At 56.0% G+C, this 18,086-nt stretch carries 14 protein-coding genes; 9 read left to right on the top strand and 5 right to left on the bottom strand.

Annotation, left to right across the window (positions count from 1 at the left end; genetic code table 11):
- Positions 1–13: 13 nt before the first annotated feature.
- From C1N69_RS06300 to C1N69_RS06290, 3 genes are all read right to left on the bottom strand, one after another.
- Complete coding sequence (locus C1N69_RS06300; RefSeq protein WP_025756368.1) at positions 14–757, bottom strand: type 2 GTP cyclohydrolase I; 744 nt, start codon at positions 755–757, stop codon at positions 14–16.
- Positions 758–767: 10 nt separating this feature from the next.
- Positions 768–2,180 (bottom strand): deoxyribodipyrimidine photo-lyase, encoded by a 1,413-nt coding sequence (gene phrB, locus C1N69_RS06295; RefSeq protein ID WP_155030859.1) that lies wholly within the window; start codon positions 2,178–2,180, stop codon positions 768–770.
- Positions 2,181–3,291: 1,111 nt separating this feature from the next.
- Complete coding sequence (locus C1N69_RS06290; RefSeq protein WP_014069366.1) at positions 3,292–3,498, bottom strand: YbfA family protein; 207 nt, start codon at positions 3,496–3,498, stop codon at positions 3,292–3,294.
- A 308-nt stretch (positions 3,499–3,806) separates the two neighbouring features.
- On the opposite strand from C1N69_RS06290, the gene kdpF reads away from it, so the two are divergent.
- The 9 genes from kdpF to potE all read left to right on the top strand — a co-directional run bounded on the left by kdpF (position 3,807) and on the right by potE (position 15,740).
- Positions 3,807–3,896: a K(+)-transporting ATPase subunit F gene (gene kdpF / locus C1N69_RS06285; RefSeq protein WP_015386886.1), complete on the top strand. Its 90-nt coding sequence runs from the start codon at positions 3,807–3,809 to the stop codon at positions 3,894–3,896.
- A complete protein-coding gene (gene kdpA / locus C1N69_RS06280; RefSeq protein WP_155030858.1) occupies positions 3,896–5,575 on the top strand; it encodes a potassium-transporting ATPase subunit KdpA in 1,680 nt (559 codons plus the stop codon). Before kdpF ends, kdpA begins: the two co-directional genes overlap by 1 nt.
- Positions 5,576–5,593: 18 nt before the next feature.
- Complete coding sequence (kdpB, locus tag C1N69_RS06275) at positions 5,594–7,642, top strand: potassium-transporting ATPase subunit KdpB (RefSeq protein WP_155030857.1); 2,049 nt, start codon at positions 5,594–5,596, stop codon at positions 7,640–7,642.
- 12 nt (positions 7,643–7,654) lie between these two features.
- On the top strand, positions 7,655–8,230 hold the full coding sequence (kdpC, locus tag C1N69_RS06270) for a potassium-transporting ATPase subunit KdpC (RefSeq protein ID WP_025756364.1): 576 nt from the start codon (positions 7,655–7,657) through the stop codon (positions 8,228–8,230).
- Entirely contained in the window at positions 8,231–10,918 is a 2,688-nt protein-coding gene (gene kdpD / locus C1N69_RS06265) for a two-component system sensor histidine kinase KdpD (RefSeq protein ID WP_045286152.1), read from the top strand.
- Positions 10,915–11,592, top strand: coding sequence for a two-component system response regulator KdpE (gene kdpE / locus C1N69_RS06260; protein ID WP_094919170.1), 678 nt, complete (start codon positions 10,915–10,917; stop codon positions 11,590–11,592). The genes kdpD and kdpE overlap by 4 nt, the downstream gene beginning before the upstream one ends.
- Before the next feature lie 280 nt (positions 11,593–11,872).
- Entirely contained in the window at positions 11,873–11,977 is a 105-nt protein-coding gene (gene speFL, locus C1N69_RS06255; protein ID WP_003858645.1) for a leader peptide SpeFL, read from the top strand.
- Between the two features lie 254 nt (positions 11,978–12,231).
- Complete coding sequence (gene speF, locus C1N69_RS06250; RefSeq protein WP_155030856.1) at positions 12,232–14,430, top strand: ornithine decarboxylase SpeF; 2,199 nt, start codon at positions 12,232–12,234, stop codon at positions 14,428–14,430.
- Positions 14,427–15,740, top strand: coding sequence for a putrescine-ornithine antiporter (potE, locus tag C1N69_RS06245; RefSeq protein WP_059386050.1), 1,314 nt, complete (start codon positions 14,427–14,429; stop codon positions 15,738–15,740). Before speF ends, potE begins: the two co-directional genes overlap by 4 nt.
- Positions 15,741–15,844: 104 nt before the next feature.
- Here the strand turns inward: potE and pgm are convergent, their stop codons facing one another.
- The gene (gene pgm / locus C1N69_RS06240) at positions 15,845–17,485 is read right to left on the bottom strand and encodes a phosphoglucomutase (alpha-D-glucose-1,6-bisphosphate-dependent) (protein ID WP_094919168.1); all 1,641 of its coding nucleotides are present in this window, start codon (positions 17,483–17,485) and stop codon (positions 15,845–15,847) included.
- 24 nt (positions 17,486–17,509) lie between these two features.
- Positions 17,510–18,058, bottom strand: a complete 549-nt coding sequence (gene seqA, locus C1N69_RS06235; RefSeq protein ID WP_059386048.1) for a replication initiation negative regulator SeqA — start codon at positions 18,056–18,058, stop codon at positions 17,510–17,512.
- Positions 18,059–18,086 lie beyond the last annotated feature (28 nt).

The raw sequence follows: 18,086 nt of genomic DNA, 5'->3' as shown, positions 1-18,086 counted from the left end.
TAACTACCTCTCATCAGGCCGGATTAGGGATATCAATAAAGGTCACATCCAGATCGGTATTTTCCGTCAGCCACTCGCTGAGGGCGCGAATGCCGCCACGCTCCGTCGCATGGTGGCCTGCCGCGTAGAAATGGAGCCCCTGCTCCCGGGCGGAGTGAACCGTCTGCTCAGAAACTTCACCGGTAATAAACGCATCGACACCGAAGCGCGCGGCGCTATCGATAAAGCCTTGCCCGCCCCCGGTACACCAGGCGACACGCTTCACGAGATCGGGCCCGGTATCGCCGCACCACAGGGGACGACGCCCGAGACGCGCTTCTATCCATGAGGCCAGTTCCAGACCCGGCACCGGCATCGCTAACTCGCCCCACGGCACCAGCGGCTCAATTTCGCCCATCACGGTTATGCCTAATAATCGCGCCAGCTGGACGTTATTCCCCAGCTCCGGATGCGCATCCAGCGGCAGATGGTAACCGTACAGGTTGATGTCATTCGCCAGCAGCGTTTTCAGACGGTTGCGCTTCATACCGCGGATAATCGGCGATTCGTTTTTCCAGAAGTAGCCGTGATGAACAATCACCGCGTCGGCTTCCTGACGAACCGCCTCGTCCAGCAGCGCCTGGCTTGCCGTCACGCCGGTGATAATTTTCTGCACCGTTTCGCGTCCTTCCACCTGCAGCCCATTCGGGCCGTAGTCGCTAAAGGAGACGGTATTCAGTTTTTCGTTAATCAGGCTTTCCAGTTCGCTGTTTTTCATCATCACTCTCTCAAGCTTTGCGGGCGGCTTCATAGGCCGCCAGCGTGGCGACGCGCGCCTGTTTATGGTCGACAATCGGACGCGGATAATCGAGCTTCACGCCCTGTTTATCCGCCCATGTCCACGGGTCGTGGATCGCTTTAGCAGGAACATTCCTGAGCGCGGGTAACCAGTGGCGAATAAAGTCGCCGTTGGCATCAAATTTTTGCCCCTGGGTCGTGGGATTAAAAATGCGGAAATAAGGGGCCGCATCGGTACCGGTTGAGGCCGCCCACTGCCAGCCGCCGTTATTCGCCGCCAGATCGCCATCGATCAGCCGGGAAATAAAATAGCGCTCCCCGACACGCCAGTCGATAAGCAGATCTTTTACCAAAAAGCTGGCGGTAATCATCCGCAGGCGGTTGTGCATCCACCCGGTTTCATTCAGCTGGCGCATCGCGGCATCCACAATCGGATAGCCTGTCTCACCCTTCTGCCAGGCCTCTAAAAGCGCTACATCGTGCTGCCATTTTACGTTATCGGTCCAGGGAATGAATGGACGATGCTTACATAAATCAGGGTGATACGTCATCAGATGGCGATAAAACTCGCGCCAGATAAGTTCGTTCAGCCACACCGAGCCTGAGCCACCATCCAGCGCCTGAGGCTGCTCCGCCAGAAGACGATGTAAACACTGGCGAGGAGAAAGGACGCCCAACGCCAGGCTCGCGGATAAACGGCTGGTTCCTTCAATTGCCGGGAAATCCCTGCGCGCGTCATAGTCTCCTGCGCCCTGTTTGCAAAACTGGCGCAGCTTCGCGATAGCGGCCTTCTCGTTTGCGGGAAACAGAAGCGCATCGAATGCCTGTTGGGGATAGTTAAACGTTAATTCAGGCAGATCGGTTATGGCGTCCCCTCTGGTGGAGGGCGCGGGTATGCACTCCGGCAGCGCCTCTTTAAGGCGTTTCACAAAGGCATTTTTAAAGGGCGTAAACACCTTGTACATTTCATGGCTGCCGGTCATGACGCTGCCCGGCGCCAGCATCACGCTGTCATCAAATCCCTGGCACTGAACCTCGCTCAGTAACGTCTCCAGCTGGCGATCCCGCTGACGCTCGTTCAGTTCGTACTGGTAGTTATAAAAAAGATGCGTGACATCGTTCTGCTGGCAGACTTCCTGTATCGTCAGAAGCTGCGCAGCGAAGTCACTGACCTCTTTATAAATCAATGGAATGCCTTTTTCGGCAAGCGAGCGTTGCAAGTCGTTCAGATGTGCGCTGAGAAAAGCCGCCTGTCGCGGCGCCATATCATGCTGCTGCCACTGGCCAGGCGTAGCAATAAACAGCGCCAGCACCCTGGCATCCTGAGAGCGGCAGGCTGCCGCGAGAGCGATGTTGTCATGTACGCGCAGGTCCGCGCGAAACCAAACCAGATGGGTGGGCATAAAACTCCAGGCAAATATCCATTATGTCCGTAAGGGCACGCCACCAAAGGAAAAAGCGGCGAGCTTTTACTGTACTTTGCCATGAAGTGTAGACGGGATGAAATAAAAAAGGCCGCCCGAGGCGGCCTTAACGCTACTTGTCCTGCGCTATCGAGGTGAAAGCAATGAACGTAATCGGTTCATCATGCTTTACCACAAGTACGCTGGCGACAATGAACGCAATGCATATATAGCGTTTCACTATGCGGTCCCTGCAGCTAACCGCTCCACCGTTCACCACCGGTGATAAATCGGTGGACACAAGCTCTGGCGAGAGCCTGTCTTACGGTTGTGGTAACACCTTTCCCGGGACCGGTGCCCATGTGCGAGATGGCGGAAAGGGACGCTGCATGGTAGTCGGCTTTCATACTGGCCGGAATCGTCTGAGCAAACTTTTAAGATTATATTTAAAGAAGCAGCGTTTGATTATTGATTAAGAAACAGTAAGATCCTCAACCTCTGGTGAGAGCTTGCAAGACTACCCAACGGACCGCGAATCCCGAGGGACAAAAAAACCGCCACATTGTTGTTGGCGGTTTTTTTATAAGTCATGACGGTGTTCAAAGGCCATTAAAAAGGCCGCCCGAGGCGGCCTTAACGCTACTTGTCCTGCGCTATCGAGGTGAAAGCAATGAACGAAATCGGTTCATCACGCTTTACCACAAGTACGCTGGCGACAATGAACGCAATGCATATATAGCGTTTCACTATGCGGTCCCTGCAGCTAACCGCTCCACCGTTCACCACCGGTGATAAATCGGTGGACACAAGCTCTGTGTGGAGCCTGACTCACGGTTGTGGAAATACCTCTCCCGTGACCGGTGCCCATTTGCGAGATGGCGGAAAGGGACGCTGCATAGTAATCTCCGCACGAACGAAGCGTAATCCATTTCAATTGTTTTTAAGAATATATTTAGGATCCAAGCGTTTGAATCTTCAGCTTGCAGAAGTATGCTTGAAAACCTCTGTGTGAGAGCCTGAAAAATCACCCAACGGACCGCGAATCCCGAGGGACAAAAAAACCGCCACATTGCTGTTGGCGGTTTTTTTATTGCTGTGTGTCGTCTTCGTATCAGTAGAAATCGCAGGTCGCTTTCTCGGCCTGATCCATCCACACTGGCTTCTCGCTGGTTTTCGCCCAGACGCGGTGCAGATAGCTGTAAAAACGTGCACGATCTTTCCAGAACAGCATCACCGGCAGTGCCAGTACACCAGCCACTACGGCGAAAGTGCGACGCATGAACACGATATGAGCCGGATACTCTTTATAAAGATCCATATTTTCTCCCCTATAGTTGGCCGGAAACGTCATCCGGAAAATTCAAAATCTGTGACCTGGCTAAAATAATATCGCTTTGTTTGTAATTTTACTACTCATCCGACCACTTATTTTCGTCTGTTTAGTGGAAATTTACCTTCACGCCGTAATTAAGTTACAAAAAAGTTAACGATTTACTTATCAATAGTTAAATTGTGGCTTTTGCCATTTTTATACTTTTTTTACACCCGCCCTTCTCATTTTTGCGAAATCTTTGCGCCGGAAATCCTACCGTTAGAGCAACAACAAAAGTCACCCGGAGGTGGATTGTGAGTGCAGGTCTTATTACCGGCATCGTGCTGGTGTTCCTGTTATTGGGTTATCTGGTTTATGCCCTGATTAACGCGGAGGCATTCTGATGGCTGCTCAGGCGTTTTTGCTTATTGCCAGCTTCTTAGCGGTATTGTTCATTCTGGCAAGGCCGCTGGGATCGGTACTGGCACGGCTGATTAACAACGTCCCCTTGCCCGGCACGGGAAGCGTTGAAAAAGGGATCTGGCGTGTACTGGGAATCGACGATCGGGAGATGAACTGGCGTGAATACCTGTTCGCCATTCTGCTGCTCAATATCGCGGGGCTCATTGCGCTTTTTGCCATGCTGATGCTGCAGGGCAGCCTGCCGCTGAATCCGCAACACTTACCGGGTTTGTCCTGGCATCTTGCGCTGAACACGGCGGTCAGCTTTGTCACCAACACCAACTGGCAGTCCTATGCCGGTGAAACCACGCTCAGCTACTTCAGCCAGATGGCCGGGTTAACCGTGCAGAACTTCCTCTCTGCTGCCAGCGGTATCGCGGTGATCTTCGCCCTGACGCGTGCGTTTGCGCGTCAAAAAATCAGTACCCTGGGAAATGCCTGGGTCGATCTGACACGCATTACCCTGTGGATCCTGCTGCCGATTGCGCTGCTGATCGCGCTGTTCTTTATTCAGCAAGGCTCCCTGCAAAACTTGCTGCCTTACACGCCATATACCTCCCTTGAAGGCGCAAAACAGCTCCTGCCGATGGGGCCAGTGGCGTCACAGGAGGCCATCAAGATGCTGGGGACGAACGGGGGTGGTTTCTTTAACGCCAACTCGTCGCATCCGTTTGAAAACCCCACCGCACTGACCAATTTTGTGCAGATGCTGGCGATCTTCCTGATCCCCGCCGCGCTCTGCTTCGCCTTTGGCGACGTGGTCAACGATCGCCGTCAGGGGCGCACCCTGCTCTGGACCATGTCGCTTATCTTTGCGGTCTGCGTAGCGCTGGTGATGTGGGCCGAATGGCAGGGTAATCCGCACTTCCTTTCACTGGGTGCCGATAGCGCGATCAACATGGAAGGGAAAGAGAGCCGCTTTGGCATTCTCGCCAGCAGTCTGTATGCGGTGGTTACCACGGCAGCCTCTTGCGGGGCGGTTAACGCCATGCATGACTCGTTTACCGCACTGGGTGGCATGATCCCGATGTGGCTGATGCAGATTGGCGAAGTGGTGTTTGGCGGTGTGGGCTCCGGTCTTTACGGCATGCTGCTGTTCGTACTGCTGGCGGTGTTTATTGCCGGTCTGATGATTGGCCGCACACCGGAATACCTGGGGAAAAAAATCGACGTTCGCGAGATGAAATTAACCGCACTGGCGATTCTGGTCACCCCGGCGCTTGTACTGCTCGGCACCGCACTGGCCCTGATGACCGAGGCCGGACGCAGCGGCATTTTTAACCCCGGGATCCACGGCTTTAGCGAAGTGCTCTATGCCGTCTCCTCTGCCGCCAACAACAACGGCAGCGCCTTTGCAGGCTTAAGCGCCAACTCACCGTTCTGGAACTGTCTGCTGGCGTTCTGCATGTTTGTGGGTCGCTTCGGGATCATTGTGCCGGTTATGGCGATTGCCGGATCGCTGGTGAATAAAAAAATTCAACCGACCACTACCGGCACATTGCCGACCCACGGCGCGCTGTTTATCGGCCTGCTGACGGGCACCGTGTTGCTGGTCGGCGCCCTGACCTTTATCCCCGCCCTCGCGTTAGGCCCGGTCGCGGAATACCTCTCTTTACGCTGATTTTGCGGAGAAATTGTCATGAGTCGTAAACAACTGGCCCTGTTCGAACCGTCATTAGTTCGCCAGGCGCTCATGGATGCGGTGAAAAAACTCAGCCCGCGCGTGCAGTGGCACAACCCGGTGATGTTTATTGTCTGGGCGGGAAGCGTCCTGACCACCGCCCTGGCGATTGCCATGGGAACGGGCCACATGCCGGGAAACGCGATGTTTACCAGTGCCATCAGCCTGTGGCTGTGGTTTACCGTGCTGTTCGCCAACTTCGCAGAGGCGCTGGCGGAAGGCCGGAGTAAAGCCCAGGCCAACAGCCTGAAAGGGGTGAAAAAAACCGCCTTCGCGCGCAAGCTACGTGAACCAAAATACGGTGCGCAGATGGACCACGTCCCGGCGGATGAACTGCGTAAAGGCGATGTGGTGCTGGTGGAAGCGGGCGACATCATCCCCTGCGACGGGGAAGTTATTGAGGGGGGCGCATCGGTGGACGAAAGCGCCATCACCGGGGAATCTGCGCCGGTGATCCGTGAATCCGGCGGCGATTTCGCCTCCGTGACGGGCGGGACGCGCATTCTCTCCGACTGGCTGGTGATCCAGTGCAGCGTTAACCCGGGTGAGACCTTCCTCGACAGGATGATCGCCATGGTGGAAGGCGCGCAGCGTCGGAAAACCCCTAACGAAATTGCGCTGACCATCCTGCTGGTGGCCTTAACCATTGTCTTCCTGCTGGCAACGGCAACGCTCTGGCCGTTCTCCGCCTATGGCGGCACCGCGGTCACCGTCACTGTTCTGGTGGCACTGCTGGTCTGTCTGATCCCCACCACCATTGGTGGTCTGCTGTCGGCCATCGGCGTGGCCGGTATGAGCCGTATGCTCGGTGCCAACGTCATCGCCACCAGCGGGCGGGCGGTGGAAGCCGCCGGTGACGTGGATGTCTTGCTGCTGGATAAAACCGGGACCATCACCCTGGGTAACCGCCAGGCGTCAGACTTCTTTCCCGCCCCGGGCGTGGATGAAAAAACGCTGGCGGATGCCGCCCAGCTCTCTTCCCTTGCCGATGAAACCCCGGAAGGCCGCAGCATTGTGATCCTCGCCAAACAGCGCTTCAACCTGCGCCAGCGCGACGTGCAGAGCCTGCATGCCACTTTCGTGCCCTTCACGGCGCAAACCCGCATGAGCGGCATCAACATCCAGGATCGCATGATCCGTAAAGGTTCCGTTGACGCCATCCGTCGCCACATTGAGGCCAACAACGGTCATTTCCCACCGGAAGTGGACAGCCTGGTCGAGAGCGTGGCCCGTCAGGGGGCGACGCCGCTGGTGGTGGCCGAAGGGGCGCGCGTGCTCGGGGTCATTGCCCTGAAGGACATCGTCAAAGGCGGCATCAAAGAGCGCTTTGCCCAGCTGCGCAAGATGGGGATCAAAACGGTGATGATCACCGGGGATAACCGGCTGACTGCCGCGGCGATTGCCGCCGAAGCGGGCGTGGATGATTTTCTTTCCGAAGCCACCCCGGAAGCCAAACTGGCATTGATTCGTCAATATCAGGCGGAAGGCCGTCTGGTGGCGATGACCGGTGACGGGACCAACGATGCCCCTGCCCTCGCACAGGCTGACGTGGCGGTAGCGATGAACTCCGGTACCCAGGCCGCAAAAGAGGCGGGCAACATGGTCGACCTGGACTCCAACCCGACCAAGCTGATTGAAGTGGTGCACATCGGCAAGCAAATGCTGATGACACGCGGTTCGCTGACCACGTTCAGCATCGCCAACGACGTGGCGAAGTATTTCGCCATCATTCCGGCCGCGTTTGCTGCGACTTATCCGCAGTTAAACGCGCTGAATGTGATGCATCTGCACTCCCCGGCCTCGGCCATTCTGAGCGCAGTGATTTTTAACGCCCTGATTATTGTCTTCCTGATCCCGCTGGCGCTGAAAGGCGTGAGCTATAAGCCGCTCACCGCCGCCGCCATGCTGCGCCGTAACCTGTGGATTTACGGCCTGGGCGGGCTGGTGGTGCCCTTCATCGGTATCAAGGTTATTGACCTGCTGTTGACGCTGTTCGGCCTGGTTTAAAAGGTGAATCAAATGACGATGTTACGCCCCGCTATACTTCTGTTTATTCTGCTGTCTCTTATTACCGGCGGGTTGTACCCGCTGGTGACCACCGCGCTGGGCCAGTGGTGGTTTAAGGATCGAGCCAACGGCTCGCTGATTATGCAAAATGGCGAAAACCGCGGTTCGCGCCTGATTGGTCAGAACTTTACGGATGCCCGCTACTTCCAGGGACGCCCTTCCGCCACTGCCGAAAGCCCGTATAATCCGATGGCATCCGGCGGCAGTAACCTGGCGGGCAGCAACCCTGAGCTGGACAAAGCCGTCACTGAGCGCGTGGCCGCTCTTCGCGCCGCTAATCCACAGGCCAGTCAGCATGTTCCCGTGGAGCTGGTAACCGCCTCGGCCAGCGGGCTGGACTATAGCCTGACGCCGGCAGCGGTGGCATGGCAGATCCCGCGCGTCGCCGCTGCCCGTCAGTTGACCGTTGAGCAGGTTAGCCAGCTGGTTGCCGAGCACACGCAAAAGCCGCTGGTCAGCTTTATCGGCATGCCCGTGGTAAATATTGTTGAGCTGAATCTGGCGCTGGACGCGCTAAGGAAAAACTAAATGACCGACGAGCCCATGCGCCCGGATCCGGACCGGCTGCTCGAACAAACAGCTGAAGCCCATCGCGGCAAACTGAAAATTTTCTTTGGCGCCTGCGCAGGCGTCGGGAAAACCTTCGCCATGCTGACAGAAGCCCAGCGGCTTCGGGCACAGGGGCTCGATATTCTGATCGGCGTGGTTGAAACCCACGGCCGCAAAGAGACCGCATCGCTGCTGAAGGGGCTGGCCACTCAGCCGCCCCGACGCATCAGTCATCGTGGTCGGTTAGTCACCGAATTCGATCTCGATGCCGCCCTCGCCCGCCGTCCCGCCCTTATCCTGATGGACGAACTGGCGCACAGCAATGCGCCAGGCTCACGCCATCCAAAACGCTGGCAGGACGTGGAAGAGTTACTGGAAGCCGGCATCGATGTATTCACGACGGTTAACGTTCAGCATCTCGAAAGCCTGAACGACGTGGTGAGCGGCGTGACCGGCATTCAGGTCCGTGAGACGGTGCCCGACCCCTTCTTTGATTCCGCGGACGAAGTGGTGCTGGTTGATCTTCCCCCCGATGATTTGCGCCAGCGCCTGCATGAAGGCAAAGTCTATATCGCCGGTCAGGCCGAACGCGCCATCGAACATTTCTTCCGTAAAGGCAACCTGATTGCCCTGCGCGAACTGGCTCTGCGCCGTACCGCCGATCGGGTGGACGACCAGATGCGTGCCTGGCGAGATCTTCAGGGACAGGAGCGCGTCTGGCATACGCGGGACGCCATCCTGCTGTGCGTGGGGCACGGCAGCGGCAATGAAAAACTTGTCCGCACCGCCGCTCGCCTGGCGGCCAAATTTGGCAGCGTCTGGCACGCGGTGTATGTCGAAACGCCACAGCTGCACGCGCTGCCTGAAAACCAGCGTCGCGCTATTCTCAGTTCGCTGCGCCTGGCGCAGGAGCTGGGCGCGGAAACCGCCACCCTTTCCGATCCTCAGGAAGATAAAGCCATTCTGCGCTACGCGCGTGAGCATAACCTGGGGAAAATCGTGATTGGCCGTCGCCAGCATCGCCGCTGGTTTAGCCGCGAATCCTTTGCCGACAAACTGGCCCACCGCGCGCCGGATCTGGATCTGGTGATCGTGGCGCTGGATGACAAACCCACGCCGTTACCCAACCGCGCACCGGACAGCCGCACCTTCAGCGATAAGTGGCGCATTCAGCTCCGCGGCTGTCTTGTGGCCGTGGTGCTCTGTGCCCTGATCACCGTCATTGCCAGCCAGTGGCTGATAGCGTTTGATGCCGCCAACCTGGTGATGATTTACCTTCTTGGCGTGGTGGTGGTGGCGCTCTTTTACGGGCGCTGGCCGTCGGTACTGGCGACGGTTATCAACGTCATCAGCTTCGATCTGTTCTTTATTGCCCCCCGCGGAACGCTCGCCGTGTCGGATGTGCAGTACATACTCACCTTTGCGGTAATGCTCACCGTCGGGCTGGTGATCGGGAATCTGACGGCGGGGGTGCGCTATCAGGCGCGTATCGCCCGCTACCGCGAACAGCGCACCCGCCATCTCTATGAGATGTCGAAATCGCTGGCGGTGGGTCGTACCCCGCTGGATATTGTGCAGACCAGCGAGCAGTTTATCCGCTCGACGTTTCATGCCAGCAACCTGATTTTACTCCCGGACGAACACGGCAAGCTGCGCCCGCTGACGTCGGCCTCAGGCATGACGCCCTGGGACGAAGCCATCGCGCGCTGGAGCTTTGATAAAGGGCTGCCTGCGGGCGCAGGGACCGACACCCTTCCCGGCGTGCCCTATCAAATTCTGCCCCTGCGCAGTGCCGATAAAAATCAGGGGCTGGTCATCGTTGAGCCCTCCAACCTGCGCCAGTTGATGATCCCTGAACAGCAGCGGCTGCTGGAAACCTTCACTCTGCTGGTTGCCAGCGCGCTGGAGCGGCTGGCCCTCACCGCCAGCGAAGAGCAGGCCCGGCTGGCAAGCGAACGTGAAAGTATTCGTAACTCGCTGCTGGCGGCGCTGTCTCATGACCTTCGAACCCCGCTCACCGTCCTGTTTGGTCAGTCAGAGATCCTGACGCTGGACCTGGCGGCGGAAGGCTCTAAGCACGCCCTTCAGGCCAGCGAGATCCGCCAGCACGTGCTGAATACCACGCGCCTGGTGAATAACCTGCTTGATATGGCGCGTATTCAGTCCGGCGGTTTTAACCTCAAAAAAGAGTGGCTCACACTTGAAGAGGTGGTAGGCAGCGCCCTGAAAATGCTCGAGCCAGGCCTCGGTGGGCGGCATATCGCGCTCAACATGCCCGAGCCACTCACCCTGATTCACGTTGATGGCCCGCTGTTTGAACGCGTGCTGATCAACCTGCTGGAAAATGCTGGCAAATATGCCGGCGCCAGCGCACGGATTGGCGTGGATGCGACGGTGGAAGAAGGAACGCTGCATCTTGACGTCTGGGATACTGGTCCGGGCATTCCTGCCGGGCAAGAGCTGGCTATTTTTGAAAAATTCGCGCGCGGCAATAAGGAGTCGGCCATTCCGGGCGTTGGGCTGGGGCTGGCCATTTGCCAGGCGATCATTGACGTTCACGGCGGGTCCATTTCCGCAGAGAATCGTCCGGAAGGCGGTGCGCGTTTTTGTGTTACACTTCCTCTGGAAACCCCGCCAGAACTTAATGAATTACCAGAGGATTTGTGATCAACGTTCTGATTGTTGAAGATGAGATCGCCATTAGCCGGTTTCTGCGCGCTGCGCTGGAAGGAGACGGCCTGCGCGTGCATGATGCGGGTACGCTGCAGCGGGGTTTAATTGAAGCCGCCACCCGCAAACCGGACCTGGTGATCCTCGATCTTGGTTTACCGGACGGTGATGGCATCGATTTCATTCGGGAAGTCCGTCAGTGGAGCCAGATGCCGATTCTGGTGCTCTCCGCCCGCACTGAAGAGACGGATAAAATTGCCGCGCTGGATGCCGGGGCGGATGACTACCTGATTAAACCCTTTGGTATCGGCGAACTGCAGGCGCGCCTTCGCGTGGCGCTGCGTCGTCACAGTGCCTCTACGCCTGCCGACCCCACTTACGCGTTTGGTGATATCCGGGTTGACCTTGCTGCACGACGCATTGTGCGCGGTGAAGAAGAGATCCATCTCACGCCAATCGAGTTTCGCCTGCTCGCCGTGCTGCTCAACAACCACGGCAAGGTGCTCACCCAACGTCAGCTGTTAAGTCAGGTATGGGGACCCAATGCCGTTGAGCATAGTCACTATTTACGCATATATATGGGTCACCTTCGTCAGAAACTCGAAATCGATCCCGCTCGTCCTCGCCATTTATTAACTGAAACCGGTATCGGTTATCGGTTTATGCTCTGAATAACTATTCATTTTATTTTAAATAAAAACAAACCCAACCGGAAGAATAGTCAAAAAAAATAACCCACAGTTATTTTATCGGGTTATTTTCGCTCATTTAAGACATTAATAACACAATCAATTAACAGACTTTCAACAAATCAGCATTTTGATCTGCGATATTCATCAAAAACGAATATTTATTTCTGATTTGATCGGTTAAGGGTGATCTGTTTCACAGTTAATCGCCTTTTCCTGGATAAAATGACCATGCTTTCAATTACTGAAAGGAAAATGAAACATGGAAAACAACAATCGTTTAATGCCCCATATAAGGCGGACAACACATATCATGATGTTTGCCCACCGAAACTGCTTTGACTTTCATCTCTTTAATGCCCGGTAGTCCTTCGACTTCTGGCGCACTCGCTTACAGGTTATCCTGAAACTCCCTATTTTACAGGCTATTGCCTGTAACCTCGTGCGCTCATTTATCATGATTCAGACTCATCCGCACCGGGCGGACTGAATTTCAATCATAAAAAAGCAATTCACTGATTTTTAATCAGCGGCCACTTTTTGCTTTTTTTCCGGAAAATTATCGATTTCTTTTTTGCAAGAAATCGAGGGACTTTTATTACCTAAAATAAAGAGAGAAAGATGAACAGTTTAAAAATTGCATCCAGCCGTGCCTGTCCGGATTGCTTTACCACCCAGCGAGAACTGGTGGATGTCCGGACCTCGGATTATATTGATGTTGCCGCTATTGTTCTGGCAGTCAGCGATATTACCGACGGTATACTGGACGAAATAGAAGCCACCGGATTTGGTATTCCTGTTTTTGTCGCGACGCACAAAGAAGAGATCATCCCGGCAGACTATTTATCACGCATTCATGGTGTATTTGAGTATTCAGACACCAGCAACGATTTTTATGGACGTCAACTTGAAGCGGCAGCGCAGAAGTATGAAACCCAGCTGCGCCCGCCGTTTTTCCGCGCCCTGGTCGATTATGTGAAACAGGGCAACAGCGCGTTTGACTGCCCGGGGCATCAGGGCGGGCAATTCTTCCGCCGTCACCCTGCCGGGAACCAGTTTGTCGACTTCTTTGGTGAGACGCTTTTCCGTGCCGATCTGTGCAACGCCGACGTGGCGATGGGCGACCTGCTGATCCACGAAGGCGCGCCGTGCATCGCCCAGCAGCATGCGGCAAAAGTCTTTAATGCCGATAAGACTTACTTCGTGCTGAATGGCACTTCATCATCTAACAAAGTGGTGCTTAACGCCCTGCTCACGCCGGGTGACCTGGTCTTGTTCGACCGTAACAACCATAAATCGAACCATCACGGTGCCCTCCTTCAGGCAGGCGCTACGCCGGTCTATCTGGAAACCGCGCGCAACCCGTACGGTTTTATCGGTGGTATTGACGCCCTCTGCTTTGATGAACGTTATCTGCGCGAGCTTGTGGCAGAGGTGGCGCCTGGCCGTGCACGCGATGCGCGTCCGTTCCGCCTGGCGGTGATCCAGTTGGGTACCTACGATGGCACCATCTATAACGCCCGTCAGGTGGTGGATAAGATTGGTCATCTGTGTGATTACATCCTGTTTGACTCGGCCTGGGTGGGTTACGAGCAGTTTATTCCGATGATGGCCGACTGCTCTCCGCTGCTGCTGGAGCTGAACGAAAACGATCCGGGGATCCTTGTGACCCAGTCTGTGCACAAACAGCAGGCGGGCTTCTCGCAGACCTCGCAAATCCACAAGAAAGACAGCCACATCAAAGGTCAACAGCGCTATGTCCCGCATAAGCGGCTGAATAACGCCTTTATGATGCACGCCTCCACCAGCCCGTTCTATCCGCTGTTTGCCGCGCTGGACATCAACGCCCGGATGCATGAAGGCCAGAGCGGCCGCAACATGTGGATGGATTGCGTGGTGAACGGTATCGAAGCGCGAAAATTAATTCTGGAGAACTGCCACTACCTGCGTCCGTTCGTACCCGAAACGGTAGATGGTCGTCCCTGGGAAAGCTGGGCCACAGCGGAAATTGCGACCGACCTGCGTTTCTTCCATTTCGTGCCGGGTGAACACTGGCACGCTTTTGAAGGCTACGCTGAGCACCAGTATTTTATCGACCCGTGCAAGCTCTTGCTGACCACGCCGGGCATTAACGCCCGCACCGGCGAGTATGACGACTTTGGCGTGCCTGCCACTATCCTCGCCAACTTCCTGCGTGAAAATGGCATTGTGCCGGAGAAATGCGATCTCAACTCGATCCTGTTCCTGCTCACGCCTGCGGAAGATATGGGCAAACTGCAGCAGCTGGTGGCGCAACTGGTCCGCTTCGAAAAACTGCTCGAGAGTGATGCCCCGCTAAAAGAGGTGCTGCCTTCCATCTGCAGACAACATCCGGATCGCTACGCGAATTACACTCTGCGCCAGATCTGCCAGGAGATGCATGACCTGTACGCCCGCCACAACGTGAAACAGCTACAGAAAGAGATGTTCCGCAAATCTCACTTCCCACGCGTGATGATGAACCCGCAGGACGCGAACTACGCCTATCTGCGCGGCGAGGTCGAACTGGTATCCCTGCGCGACGCGGAAGGCCGCATCGCCGCCGAAGGCGCCCTTCCTTATCCGCCAGGAGTGCTGTGCGTTGTTCCGGGGGAAGTCTGGGGCGGTTCCGTGCTGCGCTACTTTGCCGCGCTGGAAGAAGGCATCAACCTGTTACCGGGCTTTGCGCCCGAGCTGCAGGGGGTCTACGTCGAAGAGTGCGAGGGTCGCAAACAGGTTCGCTGCAATGTCATCAAACAACCCGCCGCTCAGCCCGCGCTGCTGAAAGGAGAGACATTATGAGTAAGTCCAATAAGATGGGCGTAATGCAGCTCACCATCCTCACTATGGTGAATATGATGGGATCGGGGATCATCATGCTGCCCACCAAGCTTGCAGAAGTGGGGACCATTTCGATTATCTCCTGGCTGGTGACCGCCTTAGGTTCAATGGCGCTGGCATGGGCGTTTGCCAAGTGCGGAATGTTCAGCCGCAAGTCAGGCGGTATGGGGGGCTATGCCGAATATGCCTTTGGTAAGTCCGGCAACTTTATGGCCAACTATACCTACGGGGTGTCACTGCTGATCGCTAACGTGGCCATTGCTATTTCCGCCGTCGGTTACGGCACAGAGCTGTTTGGCGCGACGCTTAGCCCGGTACAGATTGGTTTAGCCACCATCGGCGTACTGTGGATCTGCACCGTGGCCAACTTTGGCGGCGCGCGCATCACCGGCCAGCTCAGCAGCATCACCGTCTGGGGCGTAATTATTCCGGTTGTCGGCCTGTGCATCATCGGCTGGTTCTGGTTCAGCCCGACCCTGTACGCTAACTCATGGAACCCGCACCATGTACCGTTCTTTACCGCAGTGGGCTCTTCTATCGCCATGACACTGTGGGCCTTCCTCGGCCTGGAATCCGCCTGCGCGAATGCGGAAGTGGTGGAGAATCCGGAAAAGAACGTTCCGATTGCCGTTCTTGGTGGCACGCTCGGCGCGGCGGTGATCTATATCGTCTCGACGAACGTGATTGCAGGCATCGTGCCGAACATGGACCTGGCAAACTCCACGGCGCCGTTCGGGCTGGCTTTTGCGCAGATGTTCACTCCAGGCGTCGGGAAAGTGATCATGGGTCTGATGGTGATGTCCTGCTGCGGGTCACTTCTCGGCTGGCAGTTTACTATCGCTCAGGTATTTAAATCTTCGGCTGATGAAGGCTACTTCCCGAAAATCTTCTCCCGCGTGACCAAAGCCGATGCGCCGGTGCAAGGCATGTTAGCGATTGTCATCTTCCAGAGCGGATTGTCGCTGATGACCATCAGCCCGTCGCTGAACAGCCAGTTCAACGTGCTGGTCAACCTGGCGGTCGTGACGAATATCATTCCATATATTCTGTCGATGGCGGCGCTGGTGATTATTCAGAAGGTCGCGAAAGTGGAGCCACGCAAAGCGCGCGCGGCGAATATCGTGGCGTTGATTGGGGCAATTTACAGCTTCTATGCGCTCTACTCATCCGGGCAGGAGGCGATGCTGTATGGCGCGATGGTGACCTTTATGGGCTGGACGCTGTACGGTCTGGTGTCGCCAAGATTTGAATTAAAGAATAAGCACAGCTAGGTAAAAGCAAAACGGCAACCCGAGGGTTGCCGTTTTTAATGTTTTCTCCCTCTCCCCGTGGGAGAGGGCCGGGGTGAGGGTATCAGCCCGCACCAGAACCGCGCTTACGCGTTTTTCAGCACTTCGCTGACAATCTCTACCGCTTCTTTCTCAATCTGCTGACGGTGCTCAGCGCCAAGGAAACTTTCGCAATAGATTTTATACGCATCTTCCGTACCGGATGGACGTGCCGCGAACCAGCCGTTGTCGGTCATCACTTTCAGTCCGCCAATGGATGCGCCGTTACCCGGTGCCGCCGTCAGACGGGCAGTGATCGGGTCGCCCGCCAGGGTGCTTGCGCTGACCATCTCAGGAGAGAGTTTCGACAGCGCCGCTTTCTGGGCAGACGTCGCGCTGGCCTGAATACGGTTATAGCTCGGCGCACCAAAGCGTGCCGCCAGGTCGTTATAATGTTCCTGCGGGTTTTTACCAGTGACCGCGGTGATTTCCGCCGCCAGCAGGCACATGATGATGCCGTCTTTATCGGTTGACCACGGCGTGCCGTCGAAGCGCAGGAAAGATGCCCCCGCGCTCTCTTCACCACCGAAGCCGAAGCTGCCGTCGTGCAGACCGTCAACAAACCATTTGAAGCCAACCGGTACTTCCACCAGCTTGCGGCCCAGCGCATCAACCACGCGGTCGATCATGGCTGAAGAGACCAGCGTCTTACCGACAGCCACCTCTTTGCCCCACTGCGGACGGTGCTGGAACAGGTAGTTAATCGCAACCGCCAGATAGTGGTTCGGGTTCATCAGCCCGGCCGGGGTGACAATACCGTGGCGGTCATAATCCGGGTCGTTAGCAAACGCCAGGTCGAATTTATCGCGCAGCGCCAGCAGGCCCGCCATGGCACACTCTGATGAACAGTCCATACGGATCGCGCCATCTTTATCGAGGTGCATAAAGCGGAAAGTCTGATCGACGTGATCGTTCACGATGGTCAGGTCCAGCTTGTAATGCTCTGCGATACGTTTCCAGTATTCAATACCGGAGCCGCCCAGCGGATCCACGCCCAGCTTCAGCCCGGCTTTCTGAATCGCCGCCATATCGACGATATCCGCCAGCCCTTCCACGAACGGCTGAACCAGATCCTGTTCTTTCACGTGACCCGACGCCATGGCGGCATCCAGAGAAATACGTTTCACGCCTTTCAGGCCATCTGCCAGCAAGGCGTTGGCGCGATCTTCCACCACTTTGGTGACGTTGGTGTCAGCCGGACCACCGTTAGGCGGGTTGTATTTGATGCCGCCGTCTTCCGGCGGGTTGTGGGATGGCGTGATAACGATACCGTCCGCCAGCGCGCCACCTTTTTTATTGTGCACAAGGATAGCGTTAGAGACCGCAGGCGTTGGGGTGAAGCCATTGTTCTCCTGAACAATCACATCGACGCCGTTTGCAGCCAGCACTTCCACAACAGAGATGAACGCCGGTTCAGACAGGGCATGGGTATCTTTCCCCACGTAGCACGGACCGGTAACGCCGTTTTTAGCGCGCTCTTCCGCAATGGCCTGAGCAATGGCCAGAATGTGCGGTTCGTTAAAGCTGTGGCGCGCCGCGCTACCGCGGTGGCCAGATGTACCAAACTTCACTGCGTGTTCTGCGTTGCCCACGACCGGTTTCAGCACGTAATACTGCGCGGTCAGCTGAGCGACGTTAATCAAATCGCTTTGTTGTGCAGGTTGGCCTGCACGGCTGTGATTTGCCATTACCGGGTCCTTCTGATGCAAGGGTTAAATTGTACCGCAAACCTTTTCAGTCAATTCCGCCGGGAACTGCATGGACTGCATGATGTGTTCAATCATGCTGCACTTGCGGCCCGTATTGGTATTGGTGATCACCCAGTACGGAGTGCCAGGGACATGTTTGGGTTTGGTTTGGTTGCCATTTTGCAGCAGCGTCTGCTCATCACCCGCGAAATAGACGCGAGTACGACCGTGAAGCGACTCGGTCGCTTCAGCAAACGCATTGTTATCCAGTGAATAAAGTGTAGACAGCACCAGCATAAAGCGGTTAACCGCCTTTTTCTGCTCCGCATATTCATCGGACAGGAGCAGCTCGCGCATCGCGCGCACTTTATCTTTTGCCGGTGTCACGGCAGGTTTTGCTTGTGCGACAACGCTCGGCTGAGACACGACATCTTTGGTGACTGGGGTAGCAGGCTGTGAAGCGGCGGAAATTTTAAGCATGCGCCGTAAAATGTCGGACGCGCTCTCCCCGATATGCCGCGTCTGGCTGGCAATATACTGATAGAGTTCGTCATCAACTTCGATTGTTTTCATCTTAATCCAGTGCGATATCTTATCTGAA

Source organism: Enterobacter sichuanensis, from assembly GCF_009036245.1.
Taxonomy (GTDB): Bacteria; Pseudomonadota; Gammaproteobacteria; order Enterobacterales; family Enterobacteriaceae; genus Enterobacter; species Enterobacter sichuanensis.
The sequence above is the reverse complement of the archived record's forward strand: the minus strand, read 5'-3'. Positions and strand labels throughout refer to the sequence as shown.